The sequence below is a fragment of the Devosia sp. Root413D1 genome (genome assembly GCF_001425235.1).
In the GTDB taxonomy this organism is placed as follows: Bacteria; Pseudomonadota; Alphaproteobacteria; order Rhizobiales; family Devosiaceae; genus Devosia_A.
This window is the reverse complement of sequence record NZ_LMEA01000012.1, coordinates 537,290-551,025: the sequence shown is the minus strand read 5'-3', so window position 1 is coordinate 551,025 and position 13,736 is coordinate 537,290. Positions and strand designations below refer to the sequence as shown.

Genomic DNA, 13,736 nt, shown 5'->3' with positions numbered 1-13,736 from the left:
AGGTCGGTGACGTCTCAATCATCCGAGCCACTCCATGCGTCTCATCAACCTCAAGCCATCGCGAACCAACCAGCTGATCCTGGCGCTGCTGCCGTTTGTTGCGCTGCTGGTGGCCTATGCGCTGGGCTCGGCAGCCCGGCTCGCCGATAACCCCGCCGACAAGCTGCTGCCGGCGCTGACCAGCCTCGCCGACGCGGTCAATCGCATGGCATTCGTCCCCGACCCCCGCACCGGCGAATACCTGCTGTGGTCCGATACCTGGGCGAGCCTCGGCCGCTTGTTCTCGGCGCTGGGCATTTCGACGCTCATCGCCCTGGTCTTCGGCATGATCGTGGGCATGTTTCCCTATGCCCGGGCGCTGCTGGCGCCGTTCTTTGCCGCCGTCTCGATGGTGCCGCCGCTGGCGCTGCTGCCGATCCTGTTCATCGTCATGGGGCTGGGCGAAACCAGCAAGATCACCCTCATCGTCATCGGTGTCGCGCCGATCATGATCCGCGACCTGGCGCTCAAGGTCATGGAACTGCCGCGCGAGCAGACGGTGAAGGCTGAAACGCTTGGCGGCAACTCATGGCAGATCGCCATCCGCGTGGTCCTGCCACAGGTGCTGCCACGGCTCATCACCTGCCTCCGCCTGCAGCTTGGCCCGGCCTGGCTGTTCCTCATCGCGGCCGAGGCGATCTCGGCGGATTCCGGGCTTGGCTACCGGATTTTCCTGGTCCGCCGTTACCTCTCCATGGACGTGATCTTTCCGTACGTGATCTGGATCACGCTGCTGGCCGTGCTCGCCAACGTCCTGCTCGATCTGCTCCGCATCCGGGTCTTCCCCTGGTCCGACCTGGGGAAGGCGTCATGATCGTCGTCGACAATGTGTGGAAGGAATACGGCGACCAGATCGTGCTCGAGAAGGTGTCGCTCACCATCGAGGACCGGGCCTTCGTCGCGCTCGTCGGCCCTTCGGGCTGCGGCAAGACCACCTTCCTCAAACTGCTGCTCGGTGAGGAACGCCCGACGCAGGGGACCATCACGCTCGATGGCGCGCCGCTGTCACCCGAGCCGGGACCCGACCGTGGCGTGGTGTTCCAGCGCTATTCGGTGTTCCCGCACCTGACCGTGCTGGGCAATGTGCTGCTCGGCAAGGAATTCGCCGCCTCCCGCTTCCGCGCCCGGCTCGTTGGTCCGGCGCGTCGCGCCGCTGTTGAGGAGGCCCGGGAACTCATTGCCGAAGTCGGCCTCGCCGGCAGCGAAACCAAGTTCCCGGCCCAGCTCTCGGGCGGCATGCAGCAGCGCCTTGCCTTGGCGCAGGCGCTGATCATGCAGCCGCGCGTTCTGCTGCTCGATGAACCGTTCGGCGCGCTCGATCCGGGCATCCGCGCTGAAATCCATGTGCTGATGAAACGTCTGTGGAACGAGACCAACCTCACCGTGGTGATGGTCACCCACGACATGCGTGAAGCCTTTACGCTCGGGACCCGCGTCATCGCCTTCGAGCGGCCACGCAACCGGCCCGACGAGCGCGAACGCTACGGCGCCTCGCTCAGCCGCGACATCTACATCTGGCCGCCGCGTCGCGCTGGCCAGCTCGATCCGGACGCATTTGCCGATAGCCCCGATCGGGACGACCCGATCCATGAGGTGGGCATTGGCCGGGACGACCCGGCGCCATCCCCTCAAGGAGATCCGGCATGAGCCGAACCCCAGAGCAGATCGCCGCCGACCGCGCCCGCTACGAAGAGCACCAGAAAAAGGGCCTCGCCTTCGCCACCAGGGCATTGCCCGAAGCCAGCGCTGTGCCAGCCGCGCCCATCGCGCCGGGCAGCGTCGTTGCGACCGAAACCATTGCCGCTGGCTGGTACTGGTCGACCGTGCTGCGCAAGGGCGAAGCGCTGCGCGTCGCCCAACCCCATGGTCCCGCCTCGGTCGCCCTCGTCTGCTGGAGCGCGCACGATACCAGCGAGCGGCTCAATCTGCCGGACACCGTCAAGGTGCAGTGGGACACCCGTACCCAGAAGGGGCGGGTGCTGTTCTCGGATATGGGCCGGGTGATGCTGTCGATCACCGAGGACTCGTCCGGCGGCGCCCATGATGTGCTGCTCGGCGGCTCCACCGCGGCCGCCAACGCTGCGAAATATCCAGGGACTGCCACCCGCAACACCCGCGACAATCTCGTGCTCGCCGCCGGCAAGCTCGGCCTGTCGCGCCGTGACATTCCGCTGGCGCTGACCCTGTTCGCCCCGATCCGCGTCTCCGACGAAGACGGCCATTTCGCCTGGCAGCCGGGCCTGCTCAACGGCAACGATTATGTCGACCTGCGCGCCGAAATGGACCTGCTTGTCGCGTTCTCCAACTGTCCGCACCCGCTCGATCCCGGGCCGGCCTATGCGCCGAACCCCGTCGAGGTGACCCGTTATGTCACCGAGGTCACGGCTGATGATCTCTGCCGTATGGCCACCGCCGAGGCCGTCCGCGGCTTCGAGAACAACGCCCGCGCGGAGGCCTGAGATGCGCACCGAGGATACCGCCAGCCAGTCCCACCTGATCCCTGCCGAAGCGCCGTGGTCCGGCATCGTCAAGCGGGGCCAGACCATCCGCATTGTCGACAGCGAGGGCCAGCAGGCCGTTGACACCATCTTCTATCGTGCCGACGACTTCGCCGAACGCTACAGCGCTCAGGATACCCTGCGCAGCCAAGGCTCGGCCTATATCGGGGTCGGCACCAAACTCGTCTCCAACGAGGGCAATACCATGCTCACCGTGGTCGCCGACACGTGCGGCCGCCACGACACCATGGCCGGCGCCTGCTCGTGCGAGAGCAACACCGTCCGCTTTGGTCACGACACCCGCTACCTGCACGCCTGCCGCGACAACTTCCTCATCGAGGTGACCAGGCACGGCATGAGCAAGCGGGACATCGTTCCCAACATCAATTTCTTCATGAACGTACCGATCTCGCCCTCGGGCGAAATGACCATCGTCGATGGGCTGAGCGGACCCGGCGATTACGTCGATCTCGTTGCCGAGATGGACGTCCTCTGCGTCATCTCCAACTGCCCGCAGATCAACAACCCCTGCAACGGCTTCAACCCGACGCCCATCCAGGTCCTGATCTGGGACGCTGAGTGATGTTCACGAAAGTCCTGATCGCCAACCGCGGCGAGATCGCGGTCCGCATCATTGGCACGCTGAGGCGCATGGGTATCGCCTCGGTCGCGGTCTATTCCGACGCCGACCGCTTCACCAGGGCGGTGCAGCTCGCCGACCAAGCCGTGCGGCTTGGGCCGGCTCCGGCCGCCGAGAGCTACCTCAATGTCGAGGCCGTCATCGCCGCCTGCAAGGCAACCGGGGCTGAAGCCGTCCACCCCGGCTACGGCTTCCTGTCGGAGAACACCGGCTTTGCCCGCCGCCTCGAAGCCGAAGGCATCACCTTCATCGGCCCGACGCCCGAGAACATCGAAGCGTTCGGCCTCAAGCACACGGCGCGCGAGCTGGCCAGGGCCAACGGCGTGCCGCTCCTTCCCGGCACGGACCTTCTCGCCACCGCCGAAGAGGCGCTCGTAGCGGCCGACGCCATTGGCTACCCGGTCATGCTCAAATCCACCGCCGGCGGCGGTGGCATCGGCATGTCGCTGTGTGCCGACGCCGCGGCGTTGCATGCTGCCTTCGACGGCGTGCAGCGCACCGCTCGAGCCAGCTTTGGCGATGCGCGCGTCTATCTCGAACGCTTCGTGTCGGATGCCCGCCATGTCGAGGTCCAGCTGTTCGGCGATGGCAAGGGCAGGGTGATCGCGCTGGGTGAACGCGATTGCTCGCTGCAGCGCCGCAACCAGAAGGTGGTCGAGGAGACGCCGGCGCCCGGCCTCTCCACCACGACCCGCTATCGGCTGCACGAGGCCGCCGTGAACCTCGGCCGGGCTGTCGGTTACCGTTCCGCCGGCACCGTCGAGTTCATCTACGATCCCGATCGCGAGGCGTTCTACTTCCTCGAGGTCAACACCCGGCTGCAGGTCGAACATCCGGTCACCGAAGCCGTTTTCGGCATCGATCTGGTCGAGTGGATGATCCGCCAGGCCGCCGGCGAGGACGTGATCCCCACGCTGCCGCTGTCCCCCAAGGGCGCGGCCATGGAAGTTCGGCTCTATGCGGAAATCCCGCACGCCGACTTCCAGCCCAGCGCGGGCCTCCTGACCGAGGTGAAGTTCGGCGACGCGCGGGTCGACACCTGGGTCGAGACCGGCACCGAGGTCACCAGTTACTACGATCCGATGCTGGCCAAGATCATCGTCGCCGCAGCTGATCGCCCGGCCGCCATCGTCAGGCTCCAGGCCGCCCTTGCCGATACCGGCATCGCCGGCATCGAGACCAATCTCGATTATCTGCGAGCCATCGCGGCATCCGACCTCCTCGCCTCCGGCAAGGTGGCGACCACCGCACTGCGCAGCTTCGCCTTCACGCCCGAGGTCGTCGAAGTCATTGCGCCCGGCGCGCAATCCTCGCTGCAGGAACTGCCCGGCCGGCTCGGCCTCTGGCATGTCGGTGTGCCGCCCTCGGGGCCGATGGACGAACGCAGTTTCCGCCACGCCAACCGGCTGGTCGGCAATGCCGACGAGACGGCCGCGCTGGAACTCACCGTCTCCGGCCCGACCCTGCGCTTCCACGCTCCTGCCATCGTCGCCCTCGCCGGGGCGCATATGCCGATGAAACTCGATGGCGCACCGCTGCCGCACAACCAGCCGATCGACGTCGGCGCCGGACAGGTGCTGAGCATCGGCGCGATCGAGGGCCCCGGCCAGCGATCCTATCTCGCGATCTCCGGTGGTCTCGCTGCTCCGGAAGTGCTTGGCTCCCGCGCCACCTTCGCGCTTGGCAAGTTCGGCGGTCACGCGACCGGCACCCTGCGCACCGGCGAGGTGTTGCATCTCGCCGGCCTGCCGCAGGTGGCGAGGCCCGCCAACGATCCGGTACCGTTGACGCACACATGGGACGTCGCCGTGCTCTACGGCCCGCACGGCGCTCCCGACTTCTTCCTCGAAGAAGACATCGAGGCGCTGTTTTCGACAGCCTACGAAGTCCATTTCAACTCGGCCCGCACCGGGGTGCGCCTGATCGGCCCGGCGCCGAAATGGGCGCGCCGGGATGGTGGCGAGGCAGGCCTGCATCCCTCCAACCTCCACGACAACGCCTACGCCGTCGGAGCCATCGACTTTACCGGCGACATGCCGATCATCCTCGGCCCGGACGGGCCAAGCCTCGGCGGCTTCGTCTGCCCGGCCGTCATGGCGCGCGACGAACTGTGGAAGCTCGGCCAGTTCAAGCCCGGCGACACCATCCGCTTTGTCCCCGTCGCTCGCCCTGATGACAAGATCGCCGGCCCCGCAGTTCATCGGCCAAGTGAAGCCGGCTCGGCGATTGTGGGGTATTCCGACAACGGGCCTGTGCCGGTCGTCTACCGACGGCAAGGTGACGACAACCTCCTGGTCGAGTACGGCCCGATGGCGCTCGATCTCGCCTTGCGCCTGCGCGTTCATCTGCTGATGGAAGCCGTTAACGGGGAGGGCAGGCTCGGCGCCGGGAACGGCATCGTCGATCTCACGCCCGGTATCCGTTCGCTGCAGGTCCACTACGACTCGACCCGCCTCTCCCGCGACCGCCTCCTCGGCCTGCTGTCCGAGATCGAGCAGTCCCTCCCCGCCCCGGAGCAGGTCACCGTTCCCTCCCGCATCGTCCACCTGCCGCTCAGCTGGAACGACCCGGAGGCGCAACTGGCCATGCGGAAATATCAGGAGCTGGTCCGCCCGAATGCCCCGTGGTGCCCGGACAACATTGAGTTCATACGCCGCATCAACGGCTTGCCCGATCTCGCGGCGGTGAGGAAAACCATCTTCGATGCCAGCTATCTCGTGCTCGGTCTCGGCGATGTCTATCTCGGCGCACCCGTGGCGACCCCGATGGACCCGCGTCACCGGCTCGTCACCACCAAGTACAACCCGGCCCGCACCTGGACCCCGGAGAACGCCGTCGGTATCGGCGGCGCCTACATGTGCATCTATGGCATGGAGGGCCCGGGCGGCTACCAGCTGTTCGGCCGTACCGTCCAGGTCTGGAACACCTGGCGGAAGACGCCGGCCTTTGCCAGGTCCCCGTGGCTGCTCGACTTTTTTGACCAGATTCGCTTCTTCCCGGTCAGCCATGACGAACTGACGGAAGCCCGCGCGGCCTTCCCGCACGGCGGCTATCCGATCCGCATTGAGGAGACCAGCCTCTCCTATGCCGACTATGCCGCCGAGCTCGCGCGCAACGCCGGCAGCATCGCCGCCTTCAAGCACACGCAGCAGACGGCGTTCGAAGCCGAGCGCCAGCGCTGGAAGGACGAGGGTCTCGACAGCTTCGTGGCGGAGGAGGACGCAAGTGCTTCCGATAGCGCCGAAATGCCGTCCGGCCACTTCGGCGTCGCAAGCTCGGTCCCCGGCAATATCTGGAAGATCCTCGTCGAGACCGGCGCCCATGTCGAAGCCGGCCAGCCGGTCGCCATCATCGAGTCCATGAAGATGGAAATCACCGTCACCGCTCACGCCGCCGGCGCCGTCCGCGACGTCCGCGCCGGCCCGGGGCGCAACATCAAGACCGGCGACGTCATCATCGTCCTAGAGGAGATCTGAACATGCCCGAAAACCAAGCTGAGAGCCCGCTCCCCATCGTGGTCGTAGGTGCCCACCTCACCGGCCTGCCGCTCAATACGGAACTCACCTCCTCGGGCGGACACCTGCTCAAGCGCTGTCGCACGGCCCCGGATTACCGGCTGTTCGCACTCCCCAACACCACCCCGCCCAAGCCGGGGATGGTGCGCGAACCAGGCTTTGACGGACCCGGCCTCGAGGTCGAGGTGTGGTCCCTGCCGTCCGACGCGTTCGGCCGCTTCGTCGCCAGGATCCCCGCGCCGCTCGGCATCGGCAAGATTTCCCTCGATGACGGCACGGCAGTCTCGGGCTTTCTGTGCGAGTCCCATGCGGTAGCCGAGGCGGAGGAGATCACCCGCTTCGGGGGGTGGCGCGCGTTTCTGGCGGAGCGTGCCCAATGAAGGCGCTCGGCCGTGCCGCGCGGTGGTTTCTGCACCGCCTCTGCGACGGTCTCGCCGCCCGCAAAGCTATTGTCCGGCCAGGCAAACTCCCAACGACGAGATAGCCGTCCCTGTCCCTGTGCTCTCACGGAGAAGTCTCTAGGGCTCGGATCCTCGCGCCGGCGACCGCCCCATCAGGATGTCTGCCAGTTTCTTGCCCGAGCTTTGGCGCTCCGACAGGTCGAGCCCGGAGAGCAGGTCCACCAGGTGGCTGGTCATCAGCTCCGACGCATCGAGGGCGCTGCGCTTGGCGATGGCATCGACCAGCGCATGATGGGCGTGACTTTCGCAGATCGTGTCGCGCCGCCGCCAGTAGAGCGAGATGATCAGTGATGAACGCGAGCAGAGATCGCGCACCATTTCGGTGAAGATCGACTGACCGGCGATCTCGGCGATGGCGACGTGGAACTGCGCCGAGAGCATTACCGCCTCGCCATCCTTGCCGGCGCGCACGGCCTTGTGCTCCTCCTCGAGGTGCCGGTGCAGCCGCTCGACGTCGGCATGCGTCGCGATCCCTGCCGCGAGTGCGGCAACCTTGGGCTCGACCAGCGCTCGCGCCTCGAACACTTCGCGGGCTTCGGTGCGCGTCGGCTTGGCGACGAAGGCGCCCCGATTGGGTTCGAGCCGCACCAGCCGGTCATGCGCCAGCGCCTGCAGCGCCGCGCGGACCACGGTGCGACTTACCGAATAGATCGCGCCCAGCTCGTCCTCGGGCAACTTGGTGCCGGGGTCGATGCCGTGCCCGAGGATGCCATTGCGCAAACCGATATAGAGCGCGGAGCGCCGCACCGCGGGGCGACCCTCACTCTCATCGATCTCGTCGCTTTCGAGCATGCCGAACTCCCGAACCCAGTCGAATCTAGCCGAGAACTGGACACACCGCTATCGGCGTTTCGTATACAAAGTCTGCCAATATCGAATGCACTCGCCTATATTTTAGGCATTGAGAAGAAATGATGCAGACACGGCAAGGGACCACTCGTCCCTGAACCATCGCGTGATTTCAATGGCCTAGGGCGCGATACCTGGGGCGCCGCGCGCTGGCACAGCTCTTGCAGTTGCTTACCCGACGGCCAAGAGGTGGCCTACGGGGCGGTGCATGGCGCAGGGCGACCTGGAAGTTGTGAAGCTGACCAAGCGCTACGGCGATGCGCTTGCGGTAGATTCGATCGATCTCAAAGTGCCGGCCGGCACCTATTGCTGCCTGCTCGGACCATCGGGCTGCGGCAAGACCTCGACCTTGCGCATGGTTGCAGGACATGAGGCGGCGACCGACGGCGATATCATCCTGTCGTCCACCAATGTCACCGACCTGCCGCCGGCCAGGCGCGGCACGGCGATGATGTTCCAGTCCTACGCGCTGTTTCCGCATCTCGACCTGATCGACAACGTTGCCTTCAGCCTCAAGATGAAGGGCATCGAGAAGGCGCCGCGACAGGCCAAGGCGCTCGAGCTGCTCAAGCTGATGCAGATGGATGGCTACGCTTCGCGGCGGCCGGCCCAGCTTTCCGGCGGCCAGCAGCAGCGCGTGGCGCTGGCCCGTGCCCTGATCACCGATCCCGAGGTGCTGTTGCTCGACGAGCCGCTCTCGGCGCTCGATCCGTTCCTCAAGATCCGCATGCGCGCCGAGCTCAAGAAGCTGCAGACGCGGCTGGGCATCACCTTCGTCCATGTCACCCACAGCCAGGAAGAGGCCATGGCGCTGGCTGATCTCATCGTGGTGATGAACAACGGCCGGGTCGAGCAGGCGGCGGCGCCGCGCGAGGTGTTCGAGCGGCCCGCAACTGCCTTCGTCGCCCGCTTCATGGGGGATCACAACGTCGTCACCGGCAGCGCCCGATCGGTCGCCGATGGCGTCGTCAGCGTCGAGGTGCCGGGCGGCAGCAGCTTTGCTGCCTCGGGGGCGCCGCTCGCCGTTGGCTCACCCGTCGATGTCGGCATCCGCACCGATCATGTGCGCGTCGGGACGACTCCTGCCGAAGGGCTCGGCTTCACCGGCATCGTCTCCAACATCGAGTATCGCGGCGCCTCGGTGAAGCTCTCGGTCGACGGCGCCGGCATCGAGGATTTCACCGCCATCGTCGACGACAAGAGCTTCTTTTCGAAGCCGGTCGCCGTCGGAGACGCGGTGCCACTCTATTGGGATGCCGAGGATGCGATCATCCTCGGCCGCCCCAATTCGTAAAGCCATCAGCAACAGGGGTTTTAGGCTATGACTGAATCCAGCAAGACGGCCAAGGCGGCCATGATTTCGCGACGCAGCATGCTCAAGGGAGCGGCCGCGCTGGCCGGCGCTGCCGCGGGCGCCGGCGCCCTGGGTGGTTTCCCGACGGTCTGGGCGCAGAACCCGATCACCCTGCGCCAGTTCGGCACCGGTGTGTCGAACCTCAACGCCATCGCCGAAAAGTGCAAAGCGGACCTGGGCATCACGCTCGAAATGACCGCGACCGATTCCGATGCGGCCGCGCAGCGCGCCGTCACCCAGCCCGACAGCTACGACATCGCCGATATCGAATACTGGATCCTCAAGAAGGTCTACCCGACCGGCGTGATCCAGCCGATGGATGTGACCAAGCTCAAATACTACGACAAGATCGTGCCGCTGTTCAAAACCGGCAAGCTGACGCCCGACAGTGTCATCGCCCAGGGCACCGCGCCGCACACCGTCGGCTATGTCGATGCACCGGATTCCAAGGAATTCGCCAAGGCGGAGACCGGCTTTTTCACCATGGTCCCGACCATCTACAACGCCGACACGCTGGGCATCCGCCCTGACCTCGTCGGCCGCGAGATCACCACCTGGGCCGACATCATGGACCCCGCCTTCAAGGGCAAGACCTCGATCCTCAACATCCCCTCGATCGGCATCATGGATGCGGCCATGATCATGGAGGCGATGGGCAACATCAAATATGCCGACAAGGGCAACATGACCAAGGCGGAGATCGATGCGACCATCGATTTCTTGATCAAGGCCAAGCAGGATGGCCAGTTCCGCGCCTTCTGGAAGAGCTTCGACGAGAGCGTCAACCTGATGGCGTCGGGCGAAGTGGTGATCCAGTCCATGTGGTCGCCGGCCGTCGCCGCCGTGCGCTCCAAGGGCATCGCCTGCAAGTACCAGCCGCTCAAGGAAGGCTATCGTTCTTGGGGCGGCGGCCTCGGCCTTGCCGCACATCTCTCGGGCGCCCAGCTCGACGCGGCCTACGAGTACATCAACTGGTACACCTCGGGCTGGGTCGGTGGTTACCTCAACCGCCAGGGCTACTACTCGGCGGCCATGGACACCGCCAAGGAGTACATGTCGGAAGACGAATGGGGCTTCTGGATCGAAGGCAAGGCAGCAGTCGGCGACATCCTGTCGCCCGATGGCGCGGTGATGGAAAAGGCCGGCGCCGTGCGCGACGGCGGTTCCTTCCTCGAGCGCATGGGCCACGTCGCCTGCTGGAACTCGGTGATGGATGAGGACCGCTACATGGTCACGCGCTGGAACGAGTTCATCGCGGCCTGATGAGCCACCGACCGCCACCCTCCCCCTCGCGGGGAGGGTAGTGCAGCTGGGACCGACAGGTCCGTAGCGAAACTAGGGCGGGGGGAGATGCTTGCACCGAGCGTGCTGCGCCCCCCACCCCATCCCTCCCCGCAAGGGGGAGGGTGACCTGACTGATAGCCGGGAGCCAAAATGGCCGTCGCCGATCAATCCATCGCCGTGCCGACCAGCAAGCCGAAGACGCGCAAAACGCCGCTCTCCTTCGGCCGGCTCGCCTCGTACCTCCAGTCGATCCCGCTCTGCCTGATCCTCGGGTTCTTCCTGCTGCTGCCGATCCTGCTGCTCGTCTTCGTCAGTTTCTGGGACTACGATTTTGCCCGGATGTATCCGGGCTTCGTCTTCACCAACTATGTCGAGACGCTCGGCTCCTGGGTCACCTGGAAGACCTATCTCAATACGCTGAAATTCGCGGCCATCGTCTGGGCGCTGACGCTCTTCATCGGCTTCTGGGTCGCCTATTTTCTCGCCTTCCACGTCAGGTCGGCGACCATGCAGATGGTGCTGTTCCTCGTCTGCACCGTGCCGTTCCTCACCTCCAACATCATCCGCATGATCTCGTGGATTCCGGTGCTGGGCCGCAATGGCCTGGTCAATTCGACGCTGGTCGAGATGGGGGTCATCTCGCAGCCGATCGAATGGCTGCTCTATTCCGATTTCGCCGTGGTGCTGGCCATGGTGCACCTGTTCACGCTCTTCATGGTCACCCCGATCTTCAACACGCTGATGCGCATCGACCGCTCGCTGATCGAGGCGGCGCGCGACGCCGGGGCCAGTGCGTGGCAGATCATGTGGAACGTCATCCTGCCGCTGGCCAAGCCCGGCATGGCGATCGGCACCATCTTCGTGGTGACCCTGGTGATGGCGGATTTCTCCACCGTGCAGGTGATGAGCGGCGGACAAAGCGCTTCCGTGGCGCTGATGATGAAGAACCAGATGTCCCTGCTGCAATATCCCGCCGCCGCGGCCAACGCCGTCGTGCTGCTCGTCCTGGTGCTGCTGCTGGTCGGGGGCATCCTGCGTATCGTCGACATCCGCAAGGAGCTCTGAGATGCAGCAGCGCGAGAAACGCCCGTTCAGCTTTTATATCCTCGCCGCCTTCTTCGCGCTCTTCGTGCTGTTCCTTTACGGTCCGATGTCGGCGATCTTCATCCTCTCGTTCCAGGGGCCCAACGGCGGTCTCACCTTCCCGCTCAACGGCGTTTCGGTGCACTGGTTCGGCAATCTGTTCGAAAAGCAGGCGGTCGGCGATTTCGGCGCCAGCTTCAGCCGTTCGCTGCTGCTCGGGCTGATGGTCATGGTCTCGACCGTCCTCGTCGCGCTGCTCGCGGGGCTCGCCTTTCGCCGCAGGTTTCTCGGCGGCACGCCGCTCTTTTACCTGACCATCGCCAGCCTCGTCGTTCCCTCGATCATCGTCAGCCTCGGCATCGGTGTGCTGTTCCAGCAGATCGGCTTCCGCCCCGCCTGGTGGACCTCGGGCTTCGGCGCGCACCTGACCTGGACGCTGCCCTTCGGCGTGCTGATCATGTTCGCCGTCTTCAATCGCTTCTCGCCGTCCTACGAGGAGGCCGCGCGCGACCTTGGCGCCTCACCGTGGCAGACCTTCCGCCACGTGCTGCTGCCGATGATCGCCCCCAGCCTGATCGGCGTCGGCCTGTTCGGCTTCAGCCTGTCCTACGACGAGTTCGCCCGCACACTGATGACCGCCGGCACGTTCAACACGCTGCCGCTCGAGATCTACGGCATGACCACCAATGTCACGACGCCGGTGCTTTACGCCCTGGGAACGGTGACGACGCTGTTCTCTTTCGCCGTGATCCTCCTGACGCTGGGGATCATCCTGCTCATCAGGCGCAAGCGGGCGCGCGCCTAGATGCGGCTGTTGCTGATCGATGGTGTCGCCGTCAAACCCGCCGAAAGGTTGGTGGCGCTGAGCTCGGGCACTTCGCAAGCGGGCCTGTTTGCGCCTACGCTGGCGGCATGAACCTGACCATCCGACCGATGACCTTGAGCGACCTCGACGTGGCGCTCGGCTGGGCCCGCGACGAAGGCTGGAACCCGGGGCTCGACGATGCCGGCGCCTTCTACGCGCAGGATCCCGGCGGCTTCCTGATGGGCTGGCTGGGCACCGTTCGCATCGGCTGCATTTCGGTCATCAAATACGGATCGGATTTCGCCTTCCTCGGCCTCTACATCGTCCACCCGGCGCACCGCGGCAAAGGCTACGGCAAGGCCATCTGGGACGCCGGCATCGCCAGCGCCGCCGGCCGCACCATCGGGCTCGATGGTGTCGTGGCGCAGCAGGACAATTACCGCAAATCCGGCTTCGCCTTCGCCCACAAGACTGTGCGCTGGGGCGGCTCGCTTCGCGGCCTGGTCACGACCCGCTCCTTCGTCCGGCCGACCGAGGTCACCGACATGGACGCCGTCCTGGCTTATGACAATAAGCACGTCGCCGCCGACCGCCAGCGCTTCCTCAAAGCCTGGCTCGCCCCGTCGCCGTCGCGCCAGACCGAGGGCTATTTCGAAGACGGCGCGCTGCGCGGCTTCGGCACCATCCGCCGCTGCGTCGACGGCTGGAAGATCGGCCCGCTCTTCGCTGATACCCCGGCGATCGCCGAGACCTTGCTGGCGACGCTGGTGACCCCCGCAGCCACCGACATGATCTTCATCGACATCCCCGAGCCCAATCGCGCCGCCGCCGCGATGGCCCGCCGCCTCGGCCTCACCCCCGCCTTCGAAACCGCCCGCATGTACCTCGGCGCGGCGCCGGCGCTCACGCTCGACGAGATATTCGGCATCACGACCCTGGAGCTCGGCTGAGACCAACGGCGTGAACTGGTGCCGGCCTCGCTGCTCCCCGCTGTTCCTTGGTAGGCCCGCCTGGAGTCCCAGCGGGCGCCGTCAGTACCGGAGGTTGGTTGCGGCGACTTTGGCCCGCTGCTGCCAACGAGACAGGCTGGCGCGGTGGCGCTGTGCGAGTCTGACCTGTGTCCCCCCAAAGCGCGTCGCGATCTCCGGGATTCGCTCTGACGGGATCGACGACATTCACCTTGGTGCCGGTAACAATCGCATCAATTT

Annotated in this window: 11 protein-coding genes and 1 pseudogene; 11 read left to right on the top strand and 1 reads right to left on the bottom strand. The window is 65.7% G+C overall.

The features are described from left to right. Nucleotides 1-34 precede the first annotated feature (34 nt). The 6 genes and pseudogenes from ASC89_RS24925 to ASC89_RS24900 all read left to right on the top strand — a co-directional run. Nucleotides 35-853, top strand: a complete 819-nt coding sequence (locus ASC89_RS24925; RefSeq protein ID WP_056003073.1) for an ABC transporter permease — start codon at nucleotides 35-37, stop codon at nucleotides 851-853. Then, entirely contained in the window at nucleotides 850-1,686 is an 837-nt protein-coding gene (locus ASC89_RS24920; RefSeq protein WP_056003070.1) for an ABC transporter ATP-binding protein, read from the top strand. The genes ASC89_RS24925 and ASC89_RS24920 overlap by 4 nt, the downstream gene beginning before the upstream one ends. Continuing rightward, nucleotides 1,683-2,498 (top strand): urea amidolyase associated protein UAAP1, encoded by an 816-nt coding sequence (locus ASC89_RS24915; RefSeq protein WP_056003067.1) that lies wholly within the window; start codon nucleotides 1,683-1,685, stop codon nucleotides 2,496-2,498. The genes ASC89_RS24920 and ASC89_RS24915 overlap by 4 nt, the downstream gene beginning before the upstream one ends. Nucleotide 2,499: 1 nt before the next feature. Continuing rightward, a complete protein-coding gene (locus tag ASC89_RS24910; RefSeq protein WP_056003063.1) occupies nucleotides 2,500-3,120 on the top strand; it encodes an urea amidolyase associated protein UAAP2 in 621 nt (206 codons plus the stop codon). Beyond that, nucleotides 3,120-6,653, top strand: coding sequence for an urea carboxylase (gene uca, locus ASC89_RS24905; RefSeq protein ID WP_056003060.1), 3,534 nt, complete (start codon nucleotides 3,120-3,122; stop codon nucleotides 6,651-6,653). The genes ASC89_RS24910 and uca overlap by 1 nt, the downstream gene beginning before the upstream one ends. Before the next feature lie 29 nt (nucleotides 6,654-6,682). After that, nucleotides 6,683-7,072, top strand: a pseudogene (locus tag ASC89_RS24900) (hypothetical protein); the annotation flags it as partial. Between the two features lie 138 nt (nucleotides 7,073-7,210). Here ASC89_RS24900 and ASC89_RS24895 read toward each other — a convergent pair. Beyond that, entirely contained in the window at nucleotides 7,211-7,945 is a 735-nt protein-coding gene (locus ASC89_RS24895) for a GntR family transcriptional regulator (protein ID WP_056003055.1), read from the bottom strand. 265 nt (nucleotides 7,946-8,210) lie between these two features. Here ASC89_RS24895 and ASC89_RS29260 point away from each other — a divergent pair, with 265 nt between their 5' ends. From ASC89_RS29260 to ASC89_RS24870, 5 genes are all read left to right on the top strand, one after another. Next, nucleotides 8,211-9,296: an ABC transporter ATP-binding protein gene (locus tag ASC89_RS29260; protein ID WP_055885888.1), complete on the top strand. Its 1,086-nt coding sequence runs from the start codon at nucleotides 8,211-8,213 to the stop codon at nucleotides 9,294-9,296. 27 nt (nucleotides 9,297-9,323) lie between these two features. Beyond that, a complete protein-coding gene (locus tag ASC89_RS24885) occupies nucleotides 9,324-10,619 on the top strand; it encodes a PotD/PotF family extracellular solute-binding protein (RefSeq protein ID WP_055885885.1) in 1,296 nt (431 codons plus the stop codon). A gap of 171 nt (nucleotides 10,620-10,790) precedes the next feature. Beyond that, a complete protein-coding gene (locus ASC89_RS24880) occupies nucleotides 10,791-11,705 on the top strand; it encodes an ABC transporter permease (RefSeq protein ID WP_056003052.1) in 915 nt (304 codons plus the stop codon). 1 nt (nucleotide 11,706) lies between these two features. Continuing rightward, nucleotides 11,707-12,528 carry an ABC transporter permease gene (locus tag ASC89_RS24875; protein WP_056003049.1) on the top strand — a complete coding sequence of 274 codons (822 nt, stop codon included), beginning with the start codon at nucleotides 11,707-11,709 and terminating at the stop codon, nucleotides 12,526-12,528. A 107-nt stretch (nucleotides 12,529-12,635) separates the two neighbouring features. Next, the gene (locus tag ASC89_RS24870; protein ID WP_056003046.1) at nucleotides 12,636-13,478 is read left to right on the top strand and encodes a GNAT family N-acetyltransferase; all 843 of its coding nucleotides are present in this window, start codon (nucleotides 12,636-12,638) and stop codon (nucleotides 13,476-13,478) included. Nucleotides 13,479-13,736: the final 258 nt, after the last annotated feature.

Excerpts from the sequence above, each read along its gene's own strand:
- ASC89_RS24885 (WP_055885885.1), top strand. The coding sequence starts at position 9,324 with ATGACTGAATCCAGCAAGACGGCCAAGGCGGCCATGATTTCGCGACGC.
- ASC89_RS24920 (WP_056003070.1), top strand. The coding sequence starts at position 850 with ATGATCGTCGTCGACAATGTGTGGAAGGAATACGGCGACCAGATCGTG.
- uca (WP_056003060.1), top strand. The coding sequence starts at position 3,120 with ATGTTCACGAAAGTCCTGATCGCCAACCGCGGCGAGATCGCGGTCCGC.
- ASC89_RS24895 (WP_056003055.1), bottom strand. The coding sequence starts at position 7,945 with ATGCTCGAAAGCGACGAGATCGATGAGAGTGAGGGTCGCCCCGCGGTG.
- ASC89_RS24880 (WP_056003052.1), top strand. The coding sequence starts at position 10,791 with ATGGCCGTCGCCGATCAATCCATCGCCGTGCCGACCAGCAAGCCGAAG.
- ASC89_RS24925 (WP_056003073.1), top strand. The coding sequence starts at position 35 with ATGCGTCTCATCAACCTCAAGCCATCGCGAACCAACCAGCTGATCCTG.
- ASC89_RS24875 (WP_056003049.1), top strand. The coding sequence starts at position 11,707 with ATGCAGCAGCGCGAGAAACGCCCGTTCAGCTTTTATATCCTCGCCGCC.
- ASC89_RS24915 (WP_056003067.1), top strand. The coding sequence starts at position 1,683 with ATGAGCCGAACCCCAGAGCAGATCGCCGCCGACCGCGCCCGCTACGAA.
- ASC89_RS29260 (WP_055885888.1), top strand. The coding sequence starts at position 8,211 with ATGGCGCAGGGCGACCTGGAAGTTGTGAAGCTGACCAAGCGCTACGGC.
- ASC89_RS24870 (WP_056003046.1), top strand. The coding sequence starts at position 12,636 with ATGAACCTGACCATCCGACCGATGACCTTGAGCGACCTCGACGTGGCG.
- ASC89_RS24910 (WP_056003063.1), top strand. The coding sequence starts at position 2,500 with ATGCGCACCGAGGATACCGCCAGCCAGTCCCACCTGATCCCTGCCGAA.